Here is a 25,006-nt window from a genome sequence, read left to right on the forward strand (position 1 = left end):
CACCTACAAAGTATAGGTTAACATCCACTACAATTAGTTAATTAAATATTGTGTCCAGTTTTATGGGTACACATCAAGAATACCAATTTTTCTAATGAGATATTTTAGTAAGAGGATTTGTCTAAAGTATTAAGATTCCAAGGAGTCAAATTTCTATAAATTATGCGCCGAGATAGGCTGCCTTCTAAAATCATGCCCACAAGGTAGCCGCCAAGACCTGGTATGATGCCAGCCTTTGTAAATAGGGCAGCAGTATAGGCGCCTATTGACATAAAGCCTGCGCGACCTAAAGTTATCTGTCCAAGGTTTCTCACAGTGATGTTAAGAGAAAGGGCAAGGACAATATTTATTAAAACAAGTCTTAAAACACTCATAGCATACCTATTTAAGACGCCAAGGTAGTTTAGACCAATAACTATAAAATAAAATAGTGCAAGAAGTATTACACTTAAAACAAATATTCCTTTTTCTCTCTAGTCATTATACTTTCTCCTTTTGATTCTTGCCAAGTAAGCCCCTAGGTTTAACAAGTAGCACTACAATTTAATAGTTGATTTATAAAACTCATAGAACCTCCTTAAAAAGATTAATAAAAAAGACAAGCCTAAGCTTGCCTTTGCTTTTATTATTCAGCTGAAATTAAACTATTAAAAGTATATGAGCCGTCTTTAATTTCTATTATAGTTGCAGATTTTACAGGGTTGTTGTTTTCACCAAACTTCAAATCTCCAGTAAGGCCGCTAACTTCTACAGCCTTTAGAGCATTTACAATTTAAGCAAAGTCTAGAGAAGCTGACTTTTCAAGAGCCTCTTTGTAAATATAAACTGTGTCGTAGCCAAGAGCAGAGAAGGCAGAAGGATCTTCCTTCATCTTTCTAACCTAGCTTCTTAAAAGTTTTACCTCAAAAATTCTGTGATTTATATTAATCATTGCCTTTTTGAGATATTTTTTATATTATAACAGTTCATGAAAAAAATTCAATAGAAAAAGGCAAAATTATCGACAATTAATATATATTTTACCTAGCCAGTAAATATTATTTAAAAGGAATGATAAAGTATTAGCTTTAAAAATTTATTAATTTATCCTAGTAATGTTACAGAAATATTAAATTTATTAAAATTTTGTAAATTCACAAATATTTTTGCTGTCCTTGGGTATAATAGTATCGAGGAAAATGTTTTTAACATTAATAAAATGACGAGGAGGAGAGTTTATGAAAAACAAAAAATTGCTTAGTTTATTACTTGCAGGAGTAATGATTACAGCAATTCCATTTAATGTATTTGCTGATGAACCACAAGAGGAAACAGCAGAGCTTAAGAAGGTTGAAGAAACAGTAGTCAAAGAATCTGAAAAAGTTGTTGAACCAGAACTTGAATTAAGTGAAAGTGCAGTTCCTACACCAGTAGGGGCGCCAGTTACAAAGCAGTATAAAGTAACATTTAATCCAGATAATGGAAAAGATTCAACTTTTGTATTTGTTGAAGATGGGAAAAATGCAGATGAACCAACTCCACCAACAAAGGATGGATTTGATTTTGTTGAATGGCAAAAAGATGGAGTTAAATTTGAATTTACTACTCCAATAACAGCAGACATTACATTAAAAGCAGTTTGGAAAGCTAAAACACCAACACCAGTAACAGAAAAATTTACAGTTAAATTTAATTCAGATGGTGGAAGTATAGTACCTGATCAAACTATTGATAAGGGAAGTATGGCAACTAATCCAGCAGATCCAACAAAAGACGGATATATTTTCAAAGGCTGGTATGATGGCGGCGTTGAATTTAAATTCAAAACAACGCCTGTTACAGAAAATAAAAATCTAATTGCAAGATGGGAAGCTAAACCTATTGCTCCAGTTGTAAAAGTTCTTTCTATTTCTGAAAGATATTATGACAATGGAAGGTTTTATGGCAAGGTAACTGCTGATGGTATAGGAATTAAAGGTGCAACAGTTAAACTATACGATTATGACGGATCTTATACAGGTAAGTATGTTGTAACTGATGAAAATGGATATTTTGATATCTATGTAGGCGATTACTATTATGGATATTACAATGGAAAATATTATGGCGATTATTATGAAGGATATTATCGTTATGACAGCAACAAAGGAAAATATTATTATTACAATTCTTACAATGAAAGAGTTTATGTAGATTATACTCCTTATGGTTATGGATATTATGGTAGATACTATGATGGAAGATATTATAATGGTAGATATTATGATGGAAAATATTACGGTGGATATCTATTAGCAACTAAGGATGATTTCACAACTTCTGCTAAATATGAATTGTATGGAAGATATTGGGACGGATATTATAATGGATATAAATACGATAAATATTATTATGACAGATATGACAAGAAAGTTTATCCAACTGATATTTCAAGAACAAATTATTCTACTAGCGGATATCTAAAGGGATATTACAACAGAACTGTATATGTTTATGACAATGGCGTTTATCTTGGAAGTGATGTAATTGATTCAAATGGTTACTTCAAGGTAACTTGGAACAGTCCTTATGTTTCTACAGATAGAACATTAGATTATTATGTAAATGGAGATAAAACAACTACTAATGACAGTGGATACTCAATTATACCTACAGTTAATGCTCTTTCTGCTGGAGCAAAATTCGTAAGAGGTAATGCAGGAGCAAATGCAACTGTAACTGTATATGATGCAAGTGGAGTTAAACTTGGAAACACAACTGCTGGAAATACTGGTATCTACAATGTTACTTTAAATAGAGAATTAAGAGCAGGCGAAACTATTAAGGTTGAAGCTAAAGAAACAGGCAAGATTGCTAGAAGCACTGATTATAAAATTGGTGGAGTAACTGTTTCTACTGAAAAAGTTAACCAACCTTCTTATATAGCGGGATTCCCTGATGGAACATTTAAACCATCTAATCAAGTAACAAGAGCTGAAGCTGTAAGAATGTTTGTTAAACTTGTAAATAATGGCGCAGAACTTCCTAAGAACCCTACTACAAGCTTCAAGGATGCCAACAACGCTTGGTACTCTGATGAAATCAACTATGCAGTAGCTAAGGGATTCATCAAGGGATACTCTGATGGCACATTTAAACCAAATCAAGCTATCACAAGAGCTGAATTTGCTCAAATGATTTCTGCCTTTGTTAAAAATGGTTATCCAGGAACTGGAAGCTTCAAGGATGTAAAGGGTCACTGGGCATCTGATGCAATAAGTGCACTTTACGGCAACAAGAACATCAAGGGCTATGGAGATGGAACATTTAAACCTGATCAAAAACTTACTAGAGCTGAAGCTGTTACAATTTTGAACTCTGTATTTGGTAGAAATACTAAGTCAAATTCCTTCGCAAATGTAAGTGAAGCTGGACTAAGAAGATTTTCTGATGTATCTAAGAGCCACTGGGCATACTATGAAATCTTAGATGCTTCTAACGGACACAATGCAGCTAAGATTGAAGGCATGGACCAAGTAAGTATTTGGCAATAAGAGATGATCTTAACTTTATAAAAGTTAATATGTAATATGAATGAAGGCGGCAAGGAAACTTGTCGTCTTTATTTTATTTGTAGAAATTTTGGCTCTATAATATCTGTTGGGGAGTAAATCTCTAACAGATATTTTTATGTTACAAAGTGTGGCTCTTGGGAAGGGGAAGTTTTGAAAGATTTTTTTGAAGGATAAGGGGGAAGAATTAAAGACAGTAAATTAATTTAGACCGATAATAAAATTAAGGCCATAAAAAAATTAAAGCGATAAAAAAACTAAGACGAAAAAAAATTACAGACCATAAATAAATCTAAGACCCATAAAATTTTGCAAAGAAAAAAACCTGCCTCTGGGACAGATTTTCTTCTTTCTATTTTAAGTGAGTGAAGATTATTAAAAATTTATGGCTATTTAAAATTTAAGCCCTTGCAAGCTCCCTTGCCCTTAGACACTTTACAGAAATTAAAATTACTGCAAGGGTGATTAGGATGTGGCCAATGCCTGATACTGAAATCATGCCAATTCTCACAGGATTTAGGGGAGAATATCCGTCTACCAAACCGTGAAGGAACATTGTAGTGAAGCTAAAATAAATTCCCAAGTTGTAAAGTCTAAATAATTTTTCCAACTTATCCTTTGGGAGGTCTAAGTTCTTTACTAGGAGATAAAAAATTGCAGGAAGGGCAAAGCCAAGGACAATTAGGTGAGTGTGAAGGAAAGCCATTTTTACTTCCACTGGATAAATTTTTCCAAGCTCACGATAAACTGCACCTGCTAATATGCCTGAGAACAAGTAGGCTACTGCAAATTCCATAATATCCCTTTTGACAAAATCTTTTTTTAGGTTCTTGTAAAGTTTAAGGACGATTAAAACATACATGACAGTCTTTGGCATCATTAGTGCGCCAATGCTTGGGTTTACTTTTTTAAACAAGACCACTGGCACATAGAATAAAAAGCTAAAGAAGACATAGATGTATAAATTTTTAAAGTCCTCTCTATTTCTATCTTTATATAGTAGAAAGATGTCAATTAGTCCCATTAAGACAAAGGGGACATTTGAGATGATGTCCATTTTTTCGCTGTGGTTAAAGCTAATAAGAACACTTACAAGTCTAAGGGCGAATAAAACTAGCATTGCCAGGTCAAGTCCCTTGTCCTGTGACTTTTTTGTCTTCTTGATGTAAAAATAAAATAATAGATAAAAAGCTGACATTGTAATAGCTGAGACTCTCGTTCCTAAAAATAGTCCAAAGCCGTTTACTAGAAAGCCATTACTTTCTACATTTGCAATGATTCTAGGTACAAGGTGAAAGGAATCGCCTAGACCAAGAAGTAAAGTCATTGATCCTAAAATTTTGCTGTCCTTATCTTCTATTAAAAGCATTCTTATGCCGAGAAAAATTACTAGACTGAGATATAGCCCGTCGAAAAAAATTTCAAATTGATTCATTATTTATTCCCCCTAACAAAAAGTTTATATATAGGTTACAAACTTCCAAAAACTTTTCCTTGTCGTAGTTTGAGGTGATGCTCTCCTTGATGAGTTCGTGAAAGACTGCCATAATGAAAGTCATTTTGTGGTAGAAGTCACTGGAGAACTGCTGGCGCAAGAAGTTTTTGCCATGGCGCATAAAAGAATTTTCGAAGATAAAAAATTTTGGCCTGTAAAGGGCCTTTAAATTCTTGTCGTAAAGTTCTGTGGCTAAAAAATCTCTATAAGCTTTTAAAGTTTTTTCCATGTCCTCCTCATTTTCCTTGTAGAGGTTAAAAAACTTGTGGTGAATTTCCCCCGTCTCTCTCTTAAGGACAGTGAAGTAAGAATCCTCCAAGTCCTCAAAGTATTGGTAGAAGGACCCTCTTGCTATGCCAAGTTTTTTTACTATGCCAGAGACATTTATATCCTTCAAATCTTCTTCCTCAAAAAATTCCTTTAGGCTGTCATAAATTTTTTCTTTCTTATCCTTGTCTAAGTTTTCAAAAGTATTTTTTGCCATATTACCTCCAAAGTGACACTGTGTCATTTTCTTTATAATAAATCTTTTAAGGAGCCTTGTCAAATTTATTTTAAAAAATATTTTGCCTTAAAAATTTTTTGTAATCAAGAAATTTTTGCTGCCTTATAAAAAATTCCCCACTTTATAAATTTTTCGTCCTTCCTAAATTTTTAGCAATTCCTAAATTTTTAAAAGTCAGCTATGTTTTTATTGATGGTAAAATTTTTGCTCTTAGAAAAACTTTTATGAACCCCTGAATTTTTCACAATTTCTAAATTTTTAAAAGTCAGCTATGTTTTTATTGATGGTAAAATTTTTGCTCTTAGAGAAACTTTTATGAATGGCTAAATTTTTAAAAGTCAGCTATGTTTTTATTGATGGTGAAATTTTTTCCTCTTAGAAAAACTTTTATGAATCCCTAAATTTTTAAAGGCAAAGAAATTTTAAAGTTATTACTGTAACTGTATAAAGAATTACTAGGATATTTTAAAAGTATTTCTTTTGGGGTATAATTAAAACAGAAGATAATAGAAATTTGAACTTATTTATAGGAGGTAAAGATGAAAATATTAGTACCAATTGATGGATCAAAGTCTTCAAAAAAATCAATCGAAGTTGCAAGAGACATGGGACAAAAATTAGGAGCAGATCTTTTAATTTTGACAGTTACTCCAGAAACTTCTATTTTTGAACAATATCCAGCAAACTTTAATTTTACTCTTGAAATAGACAAGGCTAATGTTGAAAGAGCAGAAATGATACTTAAGGACGCAGAAACAGATTTAAGCGGATATCCAAACAAGGTTGAAACTTTTTACACTTCAGGAAATCCTGGCGAACAAATCTGCAAATTTGCTGACGAAAAAGATGTAGACTTTATAGTAATGGGCAACAGGGGACTTGGTGCCTTCTCAAGAACACTTTTAGGCTCTGTTTCCAACAAGGTTATCAACCATTCAAAGAAATCTGTACTTGTAGTTAAGGCAGATATTTAATAAGGGGCGGGTCACCGCCTTTTTATTTTGTAAAAATTTTGTGATTTTTTGAGGCTTTATTGAGTTTTAAAGTAAATTTATTTTATCTTGTGTAAATTTTTATAAAAACCTTATCCTAATTTAAAATAAATTAAAAATTTGGCAGAGGATTTAATACTTTTAGTTAATAAAAAAGTAGAAATTCTTTATAAATTTTGTCTTTGAAGAATTTTTTTTACTTTAATTTCAATTTCAAAGTTATGGCAAATTTATTTTTTCTAGTGACTTTTTAAGCAAATAAAACCTTGAAAAACAAGTGCATAATGATATAATAGAAATAACGTATGTTAATTAAATAACATTCTTTATAATAATTGTTAGGGGGATTTTAAATGGATTTTATAATGGACAAGGAACATCTATTGTTACAACAAATGTATCGCGCATTTGCTGAAACTGAAGTAGAACCTGTTGCCGCTGATGTTGATGCGACAGAAGAAGTTCCTATGGAAAATGTTAAAAAAATGGCCAGATATGGTTTCTTTGGAATACCATTTCCTAAAGAATACGGTGGACAAGGTGCAGACTATGTAGCTTACGCTATGGCAGTAGAAGAACTTTCTAAGAAATGTGCTACTACTGGTGTTATTGTTTCTGCTCACACTTCACTATGCTGTGCTCCAATTTATGAAAATGGAACAGAAGAACAAAAGAAAAAATACTTACCAGACCTACTAGCAGGTAGAAAAATCGGTGCTTTCGGTCTTACTGAACCAGGTGCTGGTACTGACGCAAGTGGTCAAAGAACAACTGCTGTACTTGATGGTGACGAATACGTACTTAACGGATCAAAGATCTTTATTACAAACGCAGGATTTGCTGATGTATTTGTAATCATAGCAATGACTGATAGATCTAAGGGAAATCACGGAATTTCTGCTTTCATAGTTGAAAGAGGAACTCCAGGATTTACTGTTGGTGAACCAGAAGACAAGATGGGTATCAGAGGTTCTTCTACTTGTGAACTTATCTTTGAAGATTGTAGAATTCCTAAAGAAAATCTTCTTGGAAGAGAAGGTAAGGGCTTCAAACTTGCAATGAAGACTCTTGACGGTGGTAGAATTGGTATCGCATCTCAAGCTCTTGGTATTGCAGAAGGCGCAATTGACGAAACTGTTAAATACACTTCTGAAAGAAAACAATTTGGTAGAAGAATTTCTCAATTCCAAAACACTCAATTTGAACTTGCAGATATGAAAACTACTGCTGAAGCAGCTCAACTATTAGTTTACAGAGCAGCTGACGCAAAGGGTAATGGCGAAGCTTACGGACACTATGCAGCTATGGCTAAATTATTTGCAGCAGATGCGGCAAGTGATATTACTAGAAGATGTCTACAATTATTCGGTGGATACGGATACACTCGTGACTATCCAATTGAAAGAATGATGAGAGACGCTAAGATCACTGAAATTTACGAAGGTACATCTGAAGTAATGAAGATGGTTGTATCTGGCTGGATGGGCGTTAAATAATCGGAAGGAGTATTATAGATGAATATAGTAGTATGTATTAAACAAGTACCTGATACTAATGAAGTTAGACTTGACCCTGTTACTAACACTCTTATTAGAGATGGTGTGCCAAGTATTATAAACCCTGATGATAAATCAGGTCTTGAAGTAGCACTTAGACTTAAAGATGAAAATCCAGATATCCATGTAACAGTTTTATCAATGGGACCTCCACAAGCTGAAGCTGCTCTTAGAGAAGCTCTTGCTATGGGAGCTGACGATGCAATTCTAGTTTCTGACAGAGCATTTGGTGGAGCTGACACTTGGGCTACATCTTGTACAATCACTGCAGCTCTTGAACACTTAGATTTCGATCTAATTGTTTGTGGTAGACAAGCTATCGACGGTGATACTGCGCAAGTTGGACCACAAATTGCTGAACATATTGGAGTTCCACAAGTTTCTTATGTAGAAGAACTTGAACTAGACAAAGACATGAAGGGTATTACTGTTAAGAGACAATTCGAAGACAGATACCATACAATTAATGCTAAATTCCCATGCTTAATCACTGCAATTGCAGAATTAGCAGAACCTAGATATATGACAATTGGTAAAGTTTTTGAAGCTTACCAAAAAGAAATCAAAGTTTGGGGTCTTGAAGATATTAAGGACAAACTTGATATGGCAAACATAGGACTTAAGGGATCACCTACAAAGGTTAAAAAATCTTTCCCTAAACAAGGTAAGGGCAAGGGCGTTCTTTTAACTGATCTTACTGCTGACGAAGCAGCTCAAGCTATCGTTGCTAAACTTCAAGAAAAGTATATTATCTAATTGGGGGTTTAAAAATGAGTAAAGATGTATTTGTATTTATAGAACAAAGAGACAATAAACTTGAAAAAGTTGGTATAGAACTTTTGGGAAAGGCAAGAGAACTTGCCGACGCTCTTGGACAAGATGTTGTTGCAATGTTACTTGGCGAAAAAGTTAAGGACCACGCACAAACTCTTATTAGACACGGAGCTGACAAAGTTCTTGTAGTAGAAGATGAAATGCTTAAAGAATATGTTACTGAACCATATGCTAAGGCAATCACTCAAATTATAAAAGAAAAAGATCCTGAAATCGTAATTTACGGTGCATCATCAATAGGTCGTGACCTTGCTCCAAGACTAGCAGCAAGAATTCACACAGGACTTACTGCTGACTGTACAAAACTAGAAATAGATGAAGAATCTAAGAACCTTATGATGACAAGACCTGCTTTCGGTGGTAACCTAATGGCAACTATCCTTTGTGAAGACTTTAGACCACAAATGGCAACAGTTAGACCTGGAGTTATGCAAGCACTTGATTCTGACGATTCAAGAAAGGGCGAAGTTGAAGAAATTAAAGTTGACTTCACTGACGCTGACATGAATGTTAAGGTACTTGACATTGCTAAACAAGAATCTCACAAGAAAGATATCACAGAAGCTAAGATATTAGTATCTGGTGGTCGTGGAATCGGTGGACCAGAAGGATTTAAACCTCTTCAAGAACTTGCTGACAAACTAGAAGCAGAAATTTCTGCATCAAGAGCATCAGTAGATTCAGGTTGGATAACTAAGGATCACCAAGTTGGACAAACTGGTAAGACAGTTAGACCAGAACTTTACTTCGCAATGGGTATCTCTGGAGCAATCCAACACGTTGCAGGTATGGAAGAATCTGACCTTATCATAGCTGTTAATAAAGACCCTGAAGCAGCAATTTTTGAAATTGCAGACCTTGGAGTTGTTGGTGACATCAACGCAGTTGTTCCAAAACTAATTGAAGCAATTGAAAGAGAACAAAAAATTAAAGCTGAAATTTAATTTTAAATAAATTTTATTTAAAGAGGCTACAAGCTTGTAGCCTCTTTTTTGTTGGAATTTTTGGGATTTTTAAGTTTATAGGGCAAGTTATAAAATAAAATTGGACACAAATAAATACAAGAGATATAGTAATGCAGCTTGCAAGAGAAGAACTTGGCATTGAGTGCCTAGAAAAATCAATTGCAAGGACTGAGCTTTATAATGCAGATGAAGTTTTCTTCTCAGGAACTGCCATGGAAGTTGCACAAGTAGTTGAAGTTGACGAAATAAAAGTTGCCCATGGAAGACCCGGCGAGCTGACAATGAAGTTAAAGGAACTTTTCCATGACTTGATTCATGGCAAGAATGAAAAGTATAAGGATTCGCTTAGACCAGTTTATAGAAAATAATTTTTATTTGATAGAAGGTAAAAATTTTATAGAATAAAAGAATAAGGTCGGCAGGAAGGCTCCTGTCGATTTTTTTGAAATTTTAAGGGAAATAGGCTTAAACTTATTATTTATTGAAAAAGTCTAGCTTTAAATGGTATCATATAGAAGGTGATAATATGAAAAAAGCAATACTCGCTGTGACTTTGGGAAGTCTTTTGATTCTTTCTGCCTGCGGCGACAAAAATGTAAATAAAAATGCAAATGTAAGTGAAAATAAAAATGCCATTGAGGCAGAGCAAAAGCCAGTTGCAAAAGAAATCACAAGAGATGGTGAAAAGAGCGAAATCGAATTTTACGACACCTTTGACACAGTGGTTCACATTGCAATTTATTCTGATGATGAAAGTTTTGCCAGTGAAAATTTGACTTATGCAAAGGAAAGGTTTGAAGACCTGCACAAACTTTTTGACAACTACAGAAATTATGATGGCTATGTAAATGTCAAGTCAATTAATGATGAGGCTGGCGTAAAGCCTGTTGTGGTGGATGATACTTTATTTAAGCTAATAAAGGATTCTGTGGATTACAATAAAAACATTTCACACAAGACAAATATTGCCCTTGGTCCTGTTACAAAGCTTTGGAATGAGTACAGAGAACTTTATGAATCTGGAAAGACTAAGGAAGAAGTTATTGCCCTAAAGGGTCAGGCTCTACCTAGTGATGAAGAATTAGAAAAGCTCCGTCCTCTTACAAATATTGAAAATGTAAAATTAGACGAAAAGAAAAAATCTGTTGAAATAGATAAGGGCATGGAGCTTGACTTGGGAGCAACTGCCAAGGGTTTTGCAACAGAACTTGTGGCAAGAGAGCTTGAAGAAAGAGGAGTTAAGTCCTGTGTAATTTCTGCTGGCGGAAATGTTAGAATTATTGGAAAGCCAGTAGACGGTCGTGACAATTTTAAAATTGGAATTCAAAATCCCGACCTTGAAAGTCAGGATCCAATACTTGCTGCAGTAAATGTTTCTAACACATCTATAGTTACAAGTGGCGACTACCAAAGATACTTCGACCTTGACGGCGTTAGATACTGTCACATAATCGACCCCGACAGCTTAAAGCCTGCTGCAAATTTAAAGTCTGTCACAATTATTAAAGAGGATTCAGGCCTTTGTGACTTTTTATCTACTGCGGCCTTTAATTCCACTGACGATGAGATAAATGCCCTTGCAGAGAAAACTGATTCTGCAATTATTTGGGTGGACAAGGACATGAAGATACAATTATCAGAAAAAGCCCAAAAATTCTTGGATAATTAGGAGTGCAAATGAGAAATAATACTAGAGGATTAATTTTTCACATCTTAATAGTTTTTATAACCTTTGCCATTTCAGCCCTCATAAATTTAAGTACCAACATGAGAAATTTGGTCTATGGAAATATTTTTTTCAAAATTATTTTAGTTGCAGTCATAGTAGTCCTCTACTATAACTTTGGAAAAATGCTCTCAAAGAGAAATGCAAGGAGCCTTGATTTTTTTGCAGGCAATTTAATTTTTCTAATTGGCTTAATTTTATTTGCCCTTGGATTTTTGGGTTTGGGGAAAGAATTTTTCACTGGCTCAGTTGGTGGATCCTATTGGAAGTTTCCCATGGAATTCTTTTTGATGCCAGAGGTTTATGCAATTAAGGTTCTGGGCATAAACTACAATGCCCTAAGTCTTTTTGTTGCTACACTTATTCCTGGATTTATTTATGGCATTAGCATAAAAATTTCTAGGGCAAAGATCATGAAGAGAAATAGAGCGAGAATTAGAACTAGAAAAAAATAGGAGGATTTGTGAAAGATATACTTTATAAATACGACAGCCAGGAGCTTTATGAGCATACTGTTAAAAGATTACAGGATTTTGGAGTTGAGTTAATTGAAATTGCAAAGCTCGTTCAAGAGCTTCAAGGCGAATACATCAAAGACCTTGATTTAGATAGATGCCTAGAAAGTGTTGAAAGCGTAATAAAAAAGAGGGAGTCAATTCACGCAATCTTAACAGGCCTTGCCCTTGACGACTTGGCAAATGAAGGCAAGCTCCCTGAGCCAATTCAATCAATTATCCATGACGACGAAGGACTCTATGGCATTGACGAGATTTTGACTCTCGGCATTGTAAATATGTATGGCACAATTGGCCTTACCAACTTTGGCTATCTGGACAAGAAAAAAATTGGCATAATAAAGGAACTTGATGAAAAGAAAAAAGTTGAGAGAGTAACTACTTTTGCAGACGACTTGGTGGCAGCAATTGCCGCAGCTGCATCTGCAAGAATAGCCCATCAAAATAGATAATAAAATTTCATAAAACTATAAAATTCGGAAGGTCTTATTGTGGTAATCAATGAGACCTTCTTTTTTTAGCTTTGAAAGCTCGCGAGAAAGGGAAGATCTATTTAAATTTAAATACTGTGCCAGCTCTGTAATGTTGAAGTCAAGGGTAAAATATTTTGAGCCTTTTTTCCTCGCTTCATTGGATAAGTAGTACAGAATTTTTGAGCGAGCTGTGGGAAGGGTGAGCAGGTTTAATTTGTCTCGCATGAATAAATTTTTGCCAGCTAGTATTTGTATAAGGTTGTCCTTAACTTTTTCCTTTGACTTTAAATTTTCGTCAAGAAAAGAATTGTAGTCGAAGAAAATTATTTCTGCCTCACCACTGGCAACTACAGATAGGGGAATTTCCTTCACTCCACTTATTAAGACGGACTCAGCAAAAAGTGCTGGCGCAGATAATTTTGAGAGAATAGTTTTGTTGCCAAAGTCATCGTCAACTTCAAGCTCAACTTGCCCACTTAATAAAATTCCAAAATTATTTATGTCATCGCCAACATTAAAGATAGTGGTCTTGTTTTTATAAATTTTTTTGTCAGATAGAAATTTTTTCACTTCTTCAAGCTCTAAGTCATTTAAATTGTTAAATAATTTTAAGTTTTTTAGCATCTTTGAAAGTTCCATATAACACCTCGCCTATATTTTAACATTATTAGTAATAATATTCTAAAAAAACTATAATGATGATTGAAGAAGTAAATTTTAAATGTTAAACTATCAGTATAGAGTGAAGAGGAGGACATATGAAAGTTACTATTTGCATGGGTGCGAGATGCACTCTTATGGGAGCTAACGCTATTTACGACGCAGTAGAGTACTTACAAGATCATTTGTGCGGACCAGAATCCGAACTTTGTTCTGCAGAAAATTTGGAAATTGAATTTGCACACTGCTTAAATTATTGCAAAATTCACAACAACGAAGCATCACCAGTTGTCATTGTAGACGACGAAATTATGCTAAAGGCTACTGCTCAAGAAGTAAGCGCGAAAATTATTGATAAATTAAGGATATAAGGGGAAAAGATGAAAGAAACTTATGGAACACTTGTCGACATAAGAAGAAAAGTTTTTGCTGAAGTTGCAAGAATTGCCTATAATGATTTAGATATTTCTGCCCTTGAGGAGTCCAGCTACAAGATTGTGCCTGGCGAAGTGGCGAGATATAGAAGTGATATCTTTAGAGAGAGGGCAGTTGTCGACGAAAGACTTAGACTAGCCATGGGGCTAGATGTTAGAGAGATTGGCGTATTTAAAAATGTAACTGACGGATTTGATAAGGTAGACATAGACACCAACGCCTACGAAAAACCACTGATAAATGTAATAAAATTTGGCTGCGAAGCTTGTCCAACTAAGGCTTATTATACAACGGACAATTGCAGAAAGTGCCTTGCCCATCCATGTATAAATGTATGCCCGGTAAATGCCATTTCCATGGGCAAAGACAGGACTATAATTGACAAGGACAAGTGCGTAAGATGTGGAAGATGTCACGATGCCTGTCCATATTCAGCAATTGTAAAATATGAAAGACCATGTGCAGCTGCCTGTGGCGTCAATGCCATTGGATCAGATGAGTATGGAAGAGCAGACATTGACCACGACAAGTGTGTTGCCTGCGGAAGATGTATTGCAGAATGTCCTTTTGGAGCAATATCAGACAAGACACAAATTTTCCAACTAATAAAGGCAATAAAGTCTGGCAAAAAAGTTTATGGAGCCATTGCACCTTCCTACATAGGACAATTTGGTGCCAACACAAGTGCAAAACAAATTATAGAAGCGATAAAACAACTTGGCTTTGAAGATGTGCTTGAAGTTGCTCTTGGAGCAGACCTTACAACTCTTCACGAAGCAAAGGAATACCTAGAAAGAGTTCCCGAAGACATACCTTTCATGGGCACAAGCTGTTGTTTCTCTTGGACTCTCATGATAAGAAATGAGTTCCCAGAATTTTTTGAGCAAGTTTCTGACTCAGGCTCTCCAATGAGATACACTGCAAATCATATAAAGGAAAAGGACCCAGATGCAGTTGTAGTATTTATTGGGCCTTGTACTTCTAAAAAACTAGAAGCCATTGACACAAAGGTAAAATCTGATGTTGACTTTGTAATAACCTTTGAAGAATTAATGGGCATGTTTGTAGCCAAAGACATTGAACCATCTGAAATAAAAGTAGAAGAAGATGTAGAAGACGGCTCTGCCCTTGGTAGAGGTTACCCAATTGCAGGTGGCGTTGCTGAATCTGTAAAAATTGTGGCAGAAAAAATGAATCCAGACAAGGACATCCACATTCAAGGAGCACATACACTTTCAGAATGTATGAAGATGTTAAAAATTGCAAAGGCAGGTAAGCTTGACGGCTATCTACTTGAAGGTATGGCTTGCCCTGGAGGCTGTATAGCAGGCGTAGGAACTATTGCATCTGTAAATAGAGTCAAGAAGCAAATAGAAAAATTCAAGAAGGAATCAATTTATCCTACTCCACTTGAAAATGTAAATATAGAAAAAGAAAGAGAAAGCATATAAAAAACACTGACGAAAAAAAGTGAAAATAAAATAAAAAAATTTCCCATAAATATTGACAAAATAGGCTATCTAGTCTAAAATATAGGTCATGTTTAAAAAGCCCCGGAATAATTTTTAAACTATTTAGGAGGAAAATTCATTGAAAAGCTACATGGCTAAAGCAAATGAAGTTGAAAGAAAATGGTATGTAATAGATGCTGAAGGCAAAGTCCTTGGTAGATTAGCATCTGAAATTGCAAGTGTTTTAAGAGGAAAGAGAAAACCTATCTTTACACCACATGTGGACTGTGGAGATTTTGTCATCGTAATTAACGCAGACAAAGTTGTATTGACAGGCGATAAACTAAACCAAAAAATTCACGCATATCACACTGGATATCCAGGCGGAAGAAAAGAAGTTGTTTATGCTGAAATGATGGCGAAGAGACCAGAAAAAGTTATTGAATTAGCTGTTAAGGGTATGCTTCCAAAATCAAGACTAGGCAGACAAATGATCAAGAAACTAAAGGTTTATGCAGGACCAGAACATCCACACGCTGCACAATCACCTGAAGTATATGAATTTTAATTGGAGGTAAGAATGGATACAATACAATACAGAGGTACTGGAAGAAGAAAAAAATCCATCGCTCAAGTTAGACTTCTACCTGGCAATGGAAAATTTACAGTTAACGGAAAAGATATCGAAGAATACTTTGATTATGAAACTCTAAGAACAGTTGCAAAAGAACCACTTGAACTAACTGATACAGAAGCATCCTTTGATGTAATCGTAAAAGTTGTTGGTGGCGGATACTCAGGACAAGCTGGCGCTGTTAGACATGGCGTTGCAAGAGCACTTCTTGAAGTTGACCCTGAATACAGATCAGTTCTTAAAAAAGCAGGTTTCTTAACAAGAGATCCGAGAATGAAGGAAAGAAAGAAATACGGTCTTAAAAAAGCAAGAAGATCTCCACAATTCTCAAAAAGATAATTATATATTATTTTACAAGAGCCTTGGCAACAGGGCTCTATTATTTTGCCTAAAAAAATTTGTGGAGAAATTCCTGGTAAGTCAGCGGCAACCATCTACCAAAGAGAAGAAGCGAAGCGAACTTCGATTCGTAGCAAATGTCTGCTCTTGACCTAAAAAAGTTTGCGAAGAAATTCGCTGTAAGTCAGCGGCAACCATCTGCCAAAGAGAAGAAAGGGAGGGAACTTTGATTTTTAACAGTTGTCTGCCCTTGACCTAAAAATTTATCAATTGACAAAAAGTTAAACAATGTTTATACTAATTTTAGGTGATACTATGAATATAACTATAAAAAAATGGGGAAATTCGCAAGGAATTATCCTACCTAAGTTAGTTTTAGATTCTCTCGGATTCGGCATAGATGATAATTTGGACCTAGAAATTCAAAATAATAAAATTGTTTTGTCTAAAGTTCGAGAAAATTTTGATGATTTTTCTGATTTAATTCTTGAAGATTTAATAAAGGAAGGCTATGAGGGCGACGAACTTTTAAGGGAATTTAAAAGAATAAAAAATAATTTTCCTGAAGCCAGAAAAAATCTTCGCAAAGATTTATTAGAAGAATATGAGTCTGGAGAAATGATAGACTACGAGGAACTTTTCAATGACTAAGCTTTTACTTTCAAAATCCAGTCAAAAATTCATAAAAAAATTAAAGGACAAGAATTTAAAAAATAAAATTAAAGAGGGCTTAGACAAAATAAAAGATGATTACACTGTAGGGCAAAGAAAAATAGGCGACTTAAAAGATTTTTGGTCTTTGGATATTTTTTACAACAAGACTAATTATGAGATTTGCTATGAACTTATAGAAGATGATGGTCTCATAATAATTGTTGTAATGATTGGTACGAGAGAAAATTTTTATAAAGAATTAAAAAGATATATAAAAGATTGATTTTATAAATTATATAATGGAAATTTTAGGGAACCTTTGGGGTCTCTTTTGCTTGACCTAACCCAATTTGCCAAGCAAATTGCTGGTAGGTCAGCTGCAACCATCTTCCAAAGAGAAGAAGAGGGAACTTTGATTTGCAGAGATGTCTGACCTTGAAATTAAATTAAATTGTTATAAAAATTTTGGGACCCGCCGAGGTCTCTTTTTTTATTTATTTAATCGACCTTACTTCTACACTTTACTTTATATTTGATGTATAATATGTAAAACTAAAAGGGAGGAAAACATGAAAAAGTTTAAGAGAATTTTAGTAGCAAATCGTGGGGAAATTGCCATTAGAATATTTAGGGCAGCGAGAGAATTGGGGATTCGCTCTGTTGCAATTTATTCTGAAGAAGATAGACTTGCCCTTTTTAGGACTAAGGCAGACGAGTCTTATCTAATTGGCGTGGGCAAATCACCTCTCGATGCCTATCTTGATATTGACGAAATTATTAGTCTTGCCAAGAAAAAGGGCGTTGATGCAATTCATCCAGGCTATGGATTTTTGTCTGAAAATCCAGAATTTGCAAGAAAGTGTGAAGAAGAGGGAATAACTTTTATTGGTCCCAAGTCTGAAGTCATGGAAAAGCTTGGCGACAAAATAACTTCAAAGATTGTGGCAAAGGAAGCTGGCGTTGCCACTATTCCTGGTATTGAAAAGCCAATAAAAAATGAAGAAGAGGCTCTCTTATTTGCAAAATCCTGCGGCTATCCTGTAATGATTAAGGCTGCAGCTGGCGGCGGCGGCAGAGGAATGAGAATTGCCCAGAGTGAAGATGAACTTTTAGAAAAGTTTGAATCTGCAAAGAATGAAGCCCAAAAAGCCTTTGGCGATGATTCAATGTTCATCGAAAAATATCTTCACAAGCCAAAACACATTGAAGTACAAATTTTAGGCGACGAGTATGGCAACATCGTTCATCTCTACGAAAGGGACTGCTCAATTCAAAGGCGTCACCAAAAGGTAATTGAATACACTCCTGCCTTTTCTCTTCCAAAGGAACTCAGGGAAGAAATTTGCCAAGATGCCCTAAAGATTGCCAGGTCCATTGGCTATTCCAATGCAGGTACTGTAGAATTTTTAGTTGACTCCAAGGGCGACCACTTCTTTATAGAGGTAAATCCAAGAGTGCAAGTGGAACACACAGTCACAGAAATGTGCACAGACATTGACATTGTGCAGTCACAAATTTTAATTGCTATGGGCTACAAGCTTGACAGCGACGAAATTGGCATCAAGAGTCAAGATTCCATTGAGCACAGAGGTTTTTCTATTCAATGTCGTGTGACAACTGAAGATCCTCTAAATAATTTTATGCCTGACACTGGTCAAATTAATTTATATAGGTCATCTTCAGGTTTTGGTGTAAGGCTTGACGGTGGCAACGGCTTTACTGGAGCTGTCATCTCTCCTTATTACGACTCACTTCTTGTCAAGGTCATCACTGAAGCAAGGACTTGGAAGGACACAATTAGAAAGGCAAAGAGGTCTTTATCTGAACTTAAGGTTGGAGGAGTAAAGACCAATATTGGATTTTTGTTAAATGTTTTAAATACAAAAGAATTTCAAGAGGGAACTTGCGACACTGGCTTTATAGAAGAACATCCGGAGTTATTTGAAATAAAATCATCTAAGGACAAAGAGTTGAGGCTCATGAAAATTATTGGCGAAAAAGTTGTCAACGACTCTAAGGCTTTAGAAAAGAATTTTGATGTGCCACAGGTACCAGACTTTGAAAGGAAAAGTTTTGAAGGTTACAAGCAAATTTTTGACAAGCTTGGCGGAGAAGGTTTAAAGAAACATATTTTGGAAGAGAAAAAACTTCTCTTGACAGATACAACTATGCGTGACGCTCACCAATCTCTCATGGCTACAAGAATGAGGACTATTGACCTTGTTAAGATTGCTGAAGCTTTAAACTACAACATGGATAAGTTGTTCTCTGTGGAAATGTGGGGCGGTGCAACTTTTGATGTAGCTTACAGATTTTTGCACGAAGATCCTTGGGAAAGACTAAAAATTTTGCGTGAAAAAATGCCAAATATGCTTTTGCAAATGTTAATTCGTGGCAACAACACTGTTGGCTACAAAAATTATCCCGACAATGTTGTTGTAAAATTCATAAAAGAATCTTCAAAAAATGGAATTGATTTGTTTAGGATCTTTGACTCCCTTAACTGGCTGCCAGGCATGCAACTTTCCATTGACGAGGTTCTTAAAAATGACAAGATTGCAGAGGCAACTATGTGCTACACTGGCGACATCCTAGACGAATATAGGGACAAGTATTCTATAAAATATTATGTGGACTTTGCCAAGGAACTTGAAAAGACAGGAGCCCACATCATTGGCATAAAGGATATGTCTGGGCTATTAAAGCCTTATGCAGCCAAGAAGTTAATTAAAAACTTGAAGGAAGAAATTGGCCTTCCAATTCACCTTCACACTCACGACACAACAGGCAATGGCGTTGCAACAATTTTGCAAGCAACAGAAGCTGGAGTTGACATTGTCGACACAGCAGTAAACTCTATGAGTGGACTAACTTCACAGCCTGCCCTAAACTCTGTTGTGGCTGCCCTTAAAAATACTGACAGGGACACAGAAATTGATCTCGACAAGGCTGAAGACATTTCAAAATATTGGGCAGCAGTAAGACCTGTCTATGCAAACTTTGAATCTGATTTAAAGTCAGGAACTACAGAAATTTATAAGTATGAAATTCCTGGCGGTCAATATTCAAACTTAAAGCCACAAGTAGAATCCTTTGGACTTGGCCACAAGTTTAAGGATGTAAAGGAAATGTACAAGAAAGTCAACGAAATGGTTGGGGACATAGTTAAGGTTACTCCTTCATCAAAAATGGTTGGAGACTTTGCAATTTTCATGGTGCAAAATGAACTTACTCCAGAAAATATTTTAGATAAGGGCAAAAATCTTGACTATCCAGATTCTGTTATGACTTACTTTAGGGGCATGATGGGTCAACCTTACGGAGGCTTCCCAAAGGATTTGCAAGATATGATTTTAAAGGGAGAAAAGCCTATTACAAAAAGACCTGGCCAGCTTCTTCCTGATGAAGATTTTGATGCCATCAAAAAACATTTGGAAGACAAGGGCATAGAGCCAAGTGAAGAGGACTTAATTTCTTCTGCCCTTTATCCAAAGGTCTTTGACGACTACATCGACTATATAAAAGAAAATGGAGAAGTTACACACATTGGCTCTGATGTATTTTTCCACGGACTAATGGAAGGGGAATCCACAGAAATTTCCATTGAAGAGGGAAAAACTTTAATCGTAAGCCTAATTGAAGTTGGAAAACTTTTAGAAAATGGCACGAGGAATCTAACCTTTGAAATAAATGGCTCAAGAAGAACTATTAATATCAAGGACGAAACTGTTAAGAGCGGAGAAATTTCTAGTGAGGAAAAAATTTATGCAGATCCAAAAAATGAAAGGGAAGTTGGCTCTTCTATTCCAGGAAAGATTGTAAAGGTCCTTGTAAGTGAAGGTGAAAAAGTCAAAAAGGGCGACAAATTATTTATAGCTGAGGCCATGAAGATGGAGACAAATATCCTTGCAAACATTGACGGAAAAGTTAAGGATATCTTTGTAAGAGAAGGCGACATGGTGGAAAGTGGCGAGCTACTTTTGTCCTTTGAATAAAAAATTTCATCTTGGGTAAAATTTTTGTGAATAGATTTTATTTTAAAGTCAAAGGAAGTGTGAAATGAAGAAACTTTATAGGTCGCGAAAGGATAGAGTCTTGGCAGGCGTCTGTGGCGGCATAGCTGAATATTTGGGCATTGACTCTACAATTGTTAGGCTGATTACCTTTTTGTTAATAGTGCCTGGCGGACTTAGTATTTGGGTTTACATTGCCCTTGCCATTATCATTCCATCTGAGCCCTATGGCAATAGGATAGATGATAGCTACGGCGAAAAGTTCAAAGAGCCTTACCAAAAAGAAAAGCACTACGAAGAAAATTACAGAGATATTTATGAAGAACAAAAGAAAAAATCTGATGAAGATTTTTATTGAGAAGGGGTCCAGGAGGACCTCTTTTTTAGTGAAAAAAATTTTTAAAAAGTTTATAAAAATTTTTGAGAATCATAGAAAATCTTAGCCTAAATTATTTTCTGTATTTAATTCTAATTTATTGATACAATAAAGGCGAGGTGTTGTAATTGATTACTCTTGAAGGAATTGTGGAGAGAATTATTTTTAGAAATGAAGAAAATGGCTACACTGTTGCCAAGATAACTTCAACTGATGGTGACCTTGTCATAGTGGGCTCTGCTACAATTTTTAAGACAAATTTAAAATATAAATTCACAGGAGATTTTACATATCACAATAAATACGGCGAGCAGTTTGCCTTTGTGGAAATGGAAGAAGTCATGCCCGAGGGAGAAGCTGCCATAATCTCTTACCTTTCAAGTGCAAATATACCTCATGTTGGCGAAAAAATGGCAGAGCGAATTGTAAATAAATTTAAGGACGAAACTCTTGATGTAATAGAAAAAAATCCTGAAAGGCTTTTGTCTGTGGAAGGCATTGGTAAAAAGAAATATAGGGATATAAAGGAAGAACTGGACAAGCAATATGGCATGAGAAAAATTTTCTTATATTTTTCCAAGTACAACCTGCCTGCTTCTGTGATTTTAAAAATTTACAAGGAGTATGGCGAAGAGTCCATAGAGCTTGTAAGGAGAAATCCCTACGATTTAATTGGCAGTGTTAGAGGCATCGGTTTTAAAAAGGCCGATGAGATTGCAGAGAGCCTTGGCATAGAAAGGGATTCTGATTTTAGAAAAATTGCAGGCCTAAAGTACGCCCTCATGCTTGCCAATAGAGATGGGCACACCTATCTTCCTCTGGATAAATTAGTTAGGGCATCGGAAAAAATTTTGGGCTTAAATTTTGAAGATAGAGATGACCTTGCAAGGACCCTAAGTCTTGAGAAAAACTTTTTTGTGGAAAGAGATGGCGATGACTACAACTGCTATATTGCAAGATACCTGGCTGCAGAAAATTATGTGGCAGGAAAGCTTAATGATTTAAATATTTCCTTTGAGGAAGAAATTGACATAGACAAAAAAATTTCTGAGACAGAAAAATTTAGGGAGATTGAGCTTTCAAAGACTCAGAGAAGGGCTGTGAAAGAGGCAATAAATAGGGGAGTCTTTGTCATAACTGGTGGACCTGGTACGGGAAAGACTACCACCCTAAAGGTCTTAATCGACATCTTTGAGTCCATGAATAAGGTCATAAAGCTTGCTGCACCTACAGGCAGGGCTGCCAAGAGGATGAAAGAGCAAACTGGTCGTGACGCCTTTACCATTCACAAGCTTCTTGAAATTGGCTTTGCAGGAGACCTGGGCTTTTCAAATATTGAAGAGCTTGAATGCGATGTTTTGATTCTAGATGAAGTGTCCATGGTGGATATTCTTCTCATGGAAACACTTTTAAAGTCCATTGAAAGTCCAACTAGACTTATTTTAGTTGGCGACAAAGATCAACTGCCATCTGTTGGGGCAGGAAATGTCCTTGCCGATATTTTAAAGTCAGGCGTAATTGAGTCTGTGAACCTGGAAGAAATATTTAGGCAGTCAGAGGAGTCTATGATTGTAAAAAATGCTCACCTAATCAATAAGGGCGAGATGCCAATTTTAAATGTGGGCGACTTCTTTATGATTGCTGAAAGAGGAGAGGTCAAGGGTCTTGAAATTATTAAGGACCTAGTAAAGACTAGACTTCCCAATTATTTTAATGTAAGTGAAAGTGAAGTCCAGGTTTTGACTCCAACAAAAAAGGGAAATCACGGCACTCTTAATCTCAATAAGGTTCTCCAAGACCACTTAAATAAAAATGAAGACTGCATAGAAGTCCTAGGCAAAAAATTTAAGCTTGGCGACAGAGTTCTTCAGACAAAAAATAATTATGAGCTTGAGTCAAAGATTGAAAATGAATTTTATGAGGACAGACAAAAGGGAGTCTTCAATGGCGACTTAGGTTACATTTCAAAAATTGACAAGGAAAATAAAAAGCTTACAGTGGTCTTTGACGATGTGAGAAGCGTGGAATATTCAAGTGAGAACTTAGACGAGCTGGCACTTGCCTATGCCATGACTATCCACAAGTCTCAGGGCAGTGAATTTCCTGTAGTTGTAATTCCCCTTTACCGGGCAGCGCCAATGCTACTTACTAGAAATTTAATTTACACAGCTATAACTCGTGCATCAAAGGCAGTGGTCTTAGTTGGTCAAAGTGAGTACCTTGTGAAGATGATTGAAAATAATAAAACTGTAAAGAGATATTCTAACTTGGCAGAAAAATTGAGGAAGCAAAATGAAGTTAATGGAAAATAATTGCCCCCTCTGCGGAAAAATTGTAAAAAATTATGGACTTTGCCCTGCTTGCTATGAGCTTGTCAACAAAAATCCAACCTTTTACTATGACATAGAGGGGCTTGACGATTTAATTGTTGCATCAACTTATGCTGGCATAATGAGAAGGCTCATAATCGACTTTAAATTTAAGGGCAAGCTCTCCTATGGAGAAATTATTTCTGAAATTATGATAGAAAAACTTTTGGAGAGAAATTTATCTGAAGTAGTTTTGACTTTTGTCCCCATGCACCCTCGCCGAGAAAGGGAAAGAGGCTACAATCAATCGAAGATTTTGGCAGAGACTATTGCAAAGAAACTTGATTTAAAGTGCCAAGAAGTCTTTGAAAAAGTTAAGGACACAAAATTTCAAGTAGGTCTAAAAAAAGACCAGCGTCAAGAAAATTTAAAAAATGCCTTTGAAGTAATAAAAGTTCCAGAGGAAATAATAATTGTAGACGATGTAATAACTACAGGCACAACTATTTCTGAACTTGTAAAAGTTGCCAAGGCTTCTGGCATAAAAAAAGTGACTGCACTTATTGCAGCCACAGAAATTGCCTAATTATCAAAATTTTTAAAAATGGAATCATGTCTTGGCCAAATATTTAAAGACTTAAAATTTTTCATGGAGTAGAGAGTTGCATTTATCTCTGCCCCAATTAAAATTATTATTGAAAGTAAATAAAGCCAAATTAAAAAAATTATAATACCTCCAAGAGACCCATAGGTGATGGAATAATTGCCAAAGTTTGACACATAGAATCCAAAGACTATGGAAACAATGATTACGCCCAATGTTGAAAAAATTGCGCCAGGAAGGACTCCCTTAAAAGTCACCATGTTCTCCTTGCTATTTGATGGAGAAAACTTGTAGAGGAGCATAAAGGTAATTAACATATAGGCTAGGGGGATTATATTTTTTGCTATCCGCCACATCTTGTCAAAAAATTCATTGTCTATGTCCAAGTATTTTATAGCTGTTGCATAAATTATTTCACCAAAGATTTGCGTTAGGATCAGCATAAAAAACATGGTGATAAGTGAAAGAGTGAAGAAGAGGGCAATGAGCCTTAGCTTAATAAAACCTCTCTTTTCATCAAAACCATAGGATGAATTTATTATTTTTATTAATTTAAAAACTGCAGTTGATGCAGTAAAAAGACCTGCCACAAAGGAAATTGTGAAGAAAGATCCAGAAGATGAACTTTGAAGCTCTCTCAAAAAATCTGTGACAATGCTTTGGATTTCACTGGGAAGCACATCTAAGAGTGAAAAAATATATTCTGGGTCTAAAATCCCTGAAAAATTAATTGCATTTATTAATGAAATTAAAAAAGGAAAAATTGATAGAACTAAAAAATATGTGAGACTGCCTCCATAGGAGAGAGTGTCGTGATTTAATATTCTATAAATTAATTTGTCAAAAAAAGTAAAGGCTTTTTTGTCCTTTGATTTATCTATAAAATTATTTAAAAATTTCATTGAACACCTCTTGTGTATTATATATTAAATTTTATGTT

General features: G+C 35.3%; 24 protein-coding genes. 19 read left to right on the forward strand and 5 right to left on the reverse strand.

The window, feature by feature from the left end; all coding sequences use genetic code 11:
* Window positions 1-104: 104 nt before the first annotated feature.
* Window positions 105-374, reverse strand: coding sequence for a hypothetical protein (locus tag WMO19_RS06480; RefSeq protein ID WP_349170859.1), 270 nt, complete (start codon window positions 372-374; stop codon window positions 105-107).
* 843 nt (window positions 375-1,217) lie between these two features.
* Here WMO19_RS06480 and WMO19_RS06485 point away from each other — a divergent pair.
* A complete protein-coding gene (locus tag WMO19_RS06485; RefSeq protein WP_349170861.1) occupies window positions 1,218-3,512 on the forward strand; it encodes an S-layer homology domain-containing protein in 2,295 nt (764 codons plus the stop codon).
* Between the two features lie 418 nt (window positions 3,513-3,930).
* Here the strand turns inward: WMO19_RS06485 and WMO19_RS06490 are convergent, their stop codons facing one another.
* Window positions 3,931-4,965: a DUF2871 family protein gene (locus WMO19_RS06490; RefSeq protein WP_349170863.1), complete on the reverse strand. Its 1,035-nt coding sequence runs from the start codon at window positions 4,963-4,965 to the stop codon at window positions 3,931-3,933.
* Window positions 4,952-5,509: a TetR/AcrR family transcriptional regulator gene (locus WMO19_RS06495; protein WP_349170865.1), complete on the reverse strand. Its 558-nt coding sequence runs from the start codon at window positions 5,507-5,509 to the stop codon at window positions 4,952-4,954. Before WMO19_RS06495 ends, WMO19_RS06490 begins: the two co-directional genes overlap by 14 nt.
* A 560-nt stretch (window positions 5,510-6,069) precedes the next feature.
* Between WMO19_RS06495 and WMO19_RS06500 the strand changes: the two genes are divergently transcribed.
* The 8 genes from WMO19_RS06500 (at window position 6,070) to WMO19_RS06535 (ending at window position 12,570) form a co-directional block, all read left to right on the forward strand.
* Window positions 6,070-6,504, forward strand: a complete 435-nt coding sequence (locus tag WMO19_RS06500; RefSeq protein WP_070611038.1) for a universal stress protein — start codon at window positions 6,070-6,072, stop codon at window positions 6,502-6,504.
* 371 nt (window positions 6,505-6,875) lie between these two features.
* Entirely contained in the window at window positions 6,876-8,018 is a 1,143-nt protein-coding gene (locus WMO19_RS06505) for an acyl-CoA dehydrogenase (protein WP_349170867.1), read from the forward strand.
* Between the two features lie 18 nt (window positions 8,019-8,036).
* Window positions 8,037-8,834: an electron transfer flavoprotein subunit beta/FixA family protein gene (locus tag WMO19_RS06510; protein ID WP_019125416.1), complete on the forward strand. Its 798-nt coding sequence runs from the start codon at window positions 8,037-8,039 to the stop codon at window positions 8,832-8,834.
* 14 nt (window positions 8,835-8,848) lie between these two features.
* Window positions 8,849-9,856, forward strand: a complete 1,008-nt coding sequence (locus WMO19_RS06515; RefSeq protein ID WP_019125415.1) for an electron transfer flavoprotein subunit alpha/FixB family protein — start codon at window positions 8,849-8,851, stop codon at window positions 9,854-9,856.
* Between the two features lie 125 nt (window positions 9,857-9,981).
* Window positions 9,982-10,245 carry a hypothetical protein gene (locus WMO19_RS06520; RefSeq protein WP_349170903.1) on the forward strand — a complete coding sequence of 88 codons (264 nt, stop codon included), beginning with the start codon at window positions 9,982-9,984 and terminating at the stop codon, window positions 10,243-10,245.
* Between the two features lie 158 nt (window positions 10,246-10,403).
* Complete coding sequence (locus tag WMO19_RS06525; RefSeq protein ID WP_349170870.1) at window positions 10,404-11,546, forward strand: FAD:protein FMN transferase; 1,143 nt, start codon at window positions 10,404-10,406, stop codon at window positions 11,544-11,546.
* An 8-nt stretch (window positions 11,547-11,554) separates the two neighbouring features.
* On the forward strand, window positions 11,555-12,058 hold the full coding sequence (locus tag WMO19_RS06530; RefSeq protein ID WP_349170871.1) for a hypothetical protein: 504 nt from the start codon (window positions 11,555-11,557) through the stop codon (window positions 12,056-12,058).
* Between the two features lie 8 nt (window positions 12,059-12,066).
* Window positions 12,067-12,570: a phosphatidylglycerophosphatase A family protein gene (locus tag WMO19_RS06535; RefSeq protein ID WP_288166234.1), complete on the forward strand. Its 504-nt coding sequence runs from the start codon at window positions 12,067-12,069 to the stop codon at window positions 12,568-12,570.
* A gap of 15 nt (window positions 12,571-12,585) precedes the next feature.
* Here the strand turns inward: WMO19_RS06535 and WMO19_RS06540 are convergent, their stop codons facing one another.
* Complete coding sequence (locus tag WMO19_RS06540; RefSeq protein WP_349170873.1) at window positions 12,586-13,230, reverse strand: Crp/Fnr family transcriptional regulator; 645 nt, start codon at window positions 13,228-13,230, stop codon at window positions 12,586-12,588.
* 119 nt (window positions 13,231-13,349) lie between these two features.
* Here WMO19_RS06540 and WMO19_RS06545 point away from each other — a divergent pair, with 119 nt between their 5' ends.
* The 10 genes from WMO19_RS06545 (at window position 13,350) to WMO19_RS06590 (ending at window position 24,048) form a co-directional block, all read left to right on the forward strand.
* The gene (locus WMO19_RS06545; RefSeq protein WP_019108415.1) at window positions 13,350-13,622 is read left to right on the forward strand and encodes an NAD(P)H-dependent oxidoreductase subunit E; all 273 of its coding nucleotides are present in this window, start codon (window positions 13,350-13,352) and stop codon (window positions 13,620-13,622) included.
* Window positions 13,623-13,631: 9 nt separating this feature from the next.
* Window positions 13,632-15,137 carry a 4Fe-4S dicluster domain-containing protein gene (locus WMO19_RS06550; RefSeq protein ID WP_019125409.1) on the forward strand — a complete coding sequence of 502 codons (1,506 nt, stop codon included), beginning with the start codon at window positions 13,632-13,634 and terminating at the stop codon, window positions 15,135-15,137.
* A gap of 139 nt (window positions 15,138-15,276) precedes the next feature.
* Complete coding sequence (gene rplM / locus WMO19_RS06555; RefSeq protein WP_019125408.1) at window positions 15,277-15,705, forward strand: 50S ribosomal protein L13; 429 nt, start codon at window positions 15,277-15,279, stop codon at window positions 15,703-15,705.
* A gap of 12 nt (window positions 15,706-15,717) precedes the next feature.
* Window positions 15,718-16,110: a 30S ribosomal protein S9 gene (gene rpsI / locus WMO19_RS06560; RefSeq protein ID WP_019108418.1), complete on the forward strand. Its 393-nt coding sequence runs from the start codon at window positions 15,718-15,720 to the stop codon at window positions 16,108-16,110.
* Between the two features lie 315 nt (window positions 16,111-16,425).
* The gene (locus tag WMO19_RS06565) at window positions 16,426-16,761 is read left to right on the forward strand and encodes an AbrB/MazE/SpoVT family DNA-binding domain-containing protein (RefSeq protein ID WP_349170875.1); all 336 of its coding nucleotides are present in this window, start codon (window positions 16,426-16,428) and stop codon (window positions 16,759-16,761) included.
* Complete coding sequence (locus WMO19_RS06570) at window positions 16,754-17,047, forward strand: type II toxin-antitoxin system RelE/ParE family toxin (RefSeq protein WP_349170877.1); 294 nt, start codon at window positions 16,754-16,756, stop codon at window positions 17,045-17,047. The genes WMO19_RS06565 and WMO19_RS06570 overlap by 8 nt, the downstream gene beginning before the upstream one ends.
* Before the next feature lie 286 nt (window positions 17,048-17,333).
* Window positions 17,334-20,759 (forward strand): pyruvate carboxylase, encoded by a 3,426-nt coding sequence (locus tag WMO19_RS06575; RefSeq protein WP_349170878.1) that lies wholly within the window; start codon window positions 17,334-17,336, stop codon window positions 20,757-20,759.
* Between the two features lie 64 nt (window positions 20,760-20,823).
* Entirely contained in the window at window positions 20,824-21,135 is a 312-nt protein-coding gene (locus tag WMO19_RS06580; RefSeq protein WP_332086670.1) for a PspC domain-containing protein, read from the forward strand.
* 146 nt (window positions 21,136-21,281) lie between these two features.
* Entirely contained in the window at window positions 21,282-23,465 is a 2,184-nt protein-coding gene (gene recD2, locus WMO19_RS06585; RefSeq protein ID WP_349170879.1) for an SF1B family DNA helicase RecD2, read from the forward strand.
* A complete protein-coding gene (locus WMO19_RS06590; protein WP_349170881.1) occupies window positions 23,446-24,048 on the forward strand; it encodes a ComF family protein in 603 nt (200 codons plus the stop codon). The genes recD2 and WMO19_RS06590 overlap by 20 nt, the downstream gene beginning before the upstream one ends.
* On the opposite strand, the gene WMO19_RS06595 is transcribed toward WMO19_RS06590, so the two are convergent.
* Complete coding sequence (locus WMO19_RS06595; RefSeq protein ID WP_349170883.1) at window positions 24,045-24,968, reverse strand: YihY/virulence factor BrkB family protein; 924 nt, start codon at window positions 24,966-24,968, stop codon at window positions 24,045-24,047. The genes WMO19_RS06590 and WMO19_RS06595 overlap by 4 nt on opposite strands.
* Window positions 24,969-25,006: the final 38 nt, after the last annotated feature.

This window comes from Peptoniphilus hominis (ex Hitch et al. 2025) (assembly GCF_040096015.1).
GTDB lineage: Bacteria > Bacillota > Clostridia > Tissierellales > Peptoniphilaceae > Peptoniphilus_A > Peptoniphilus_A hominis.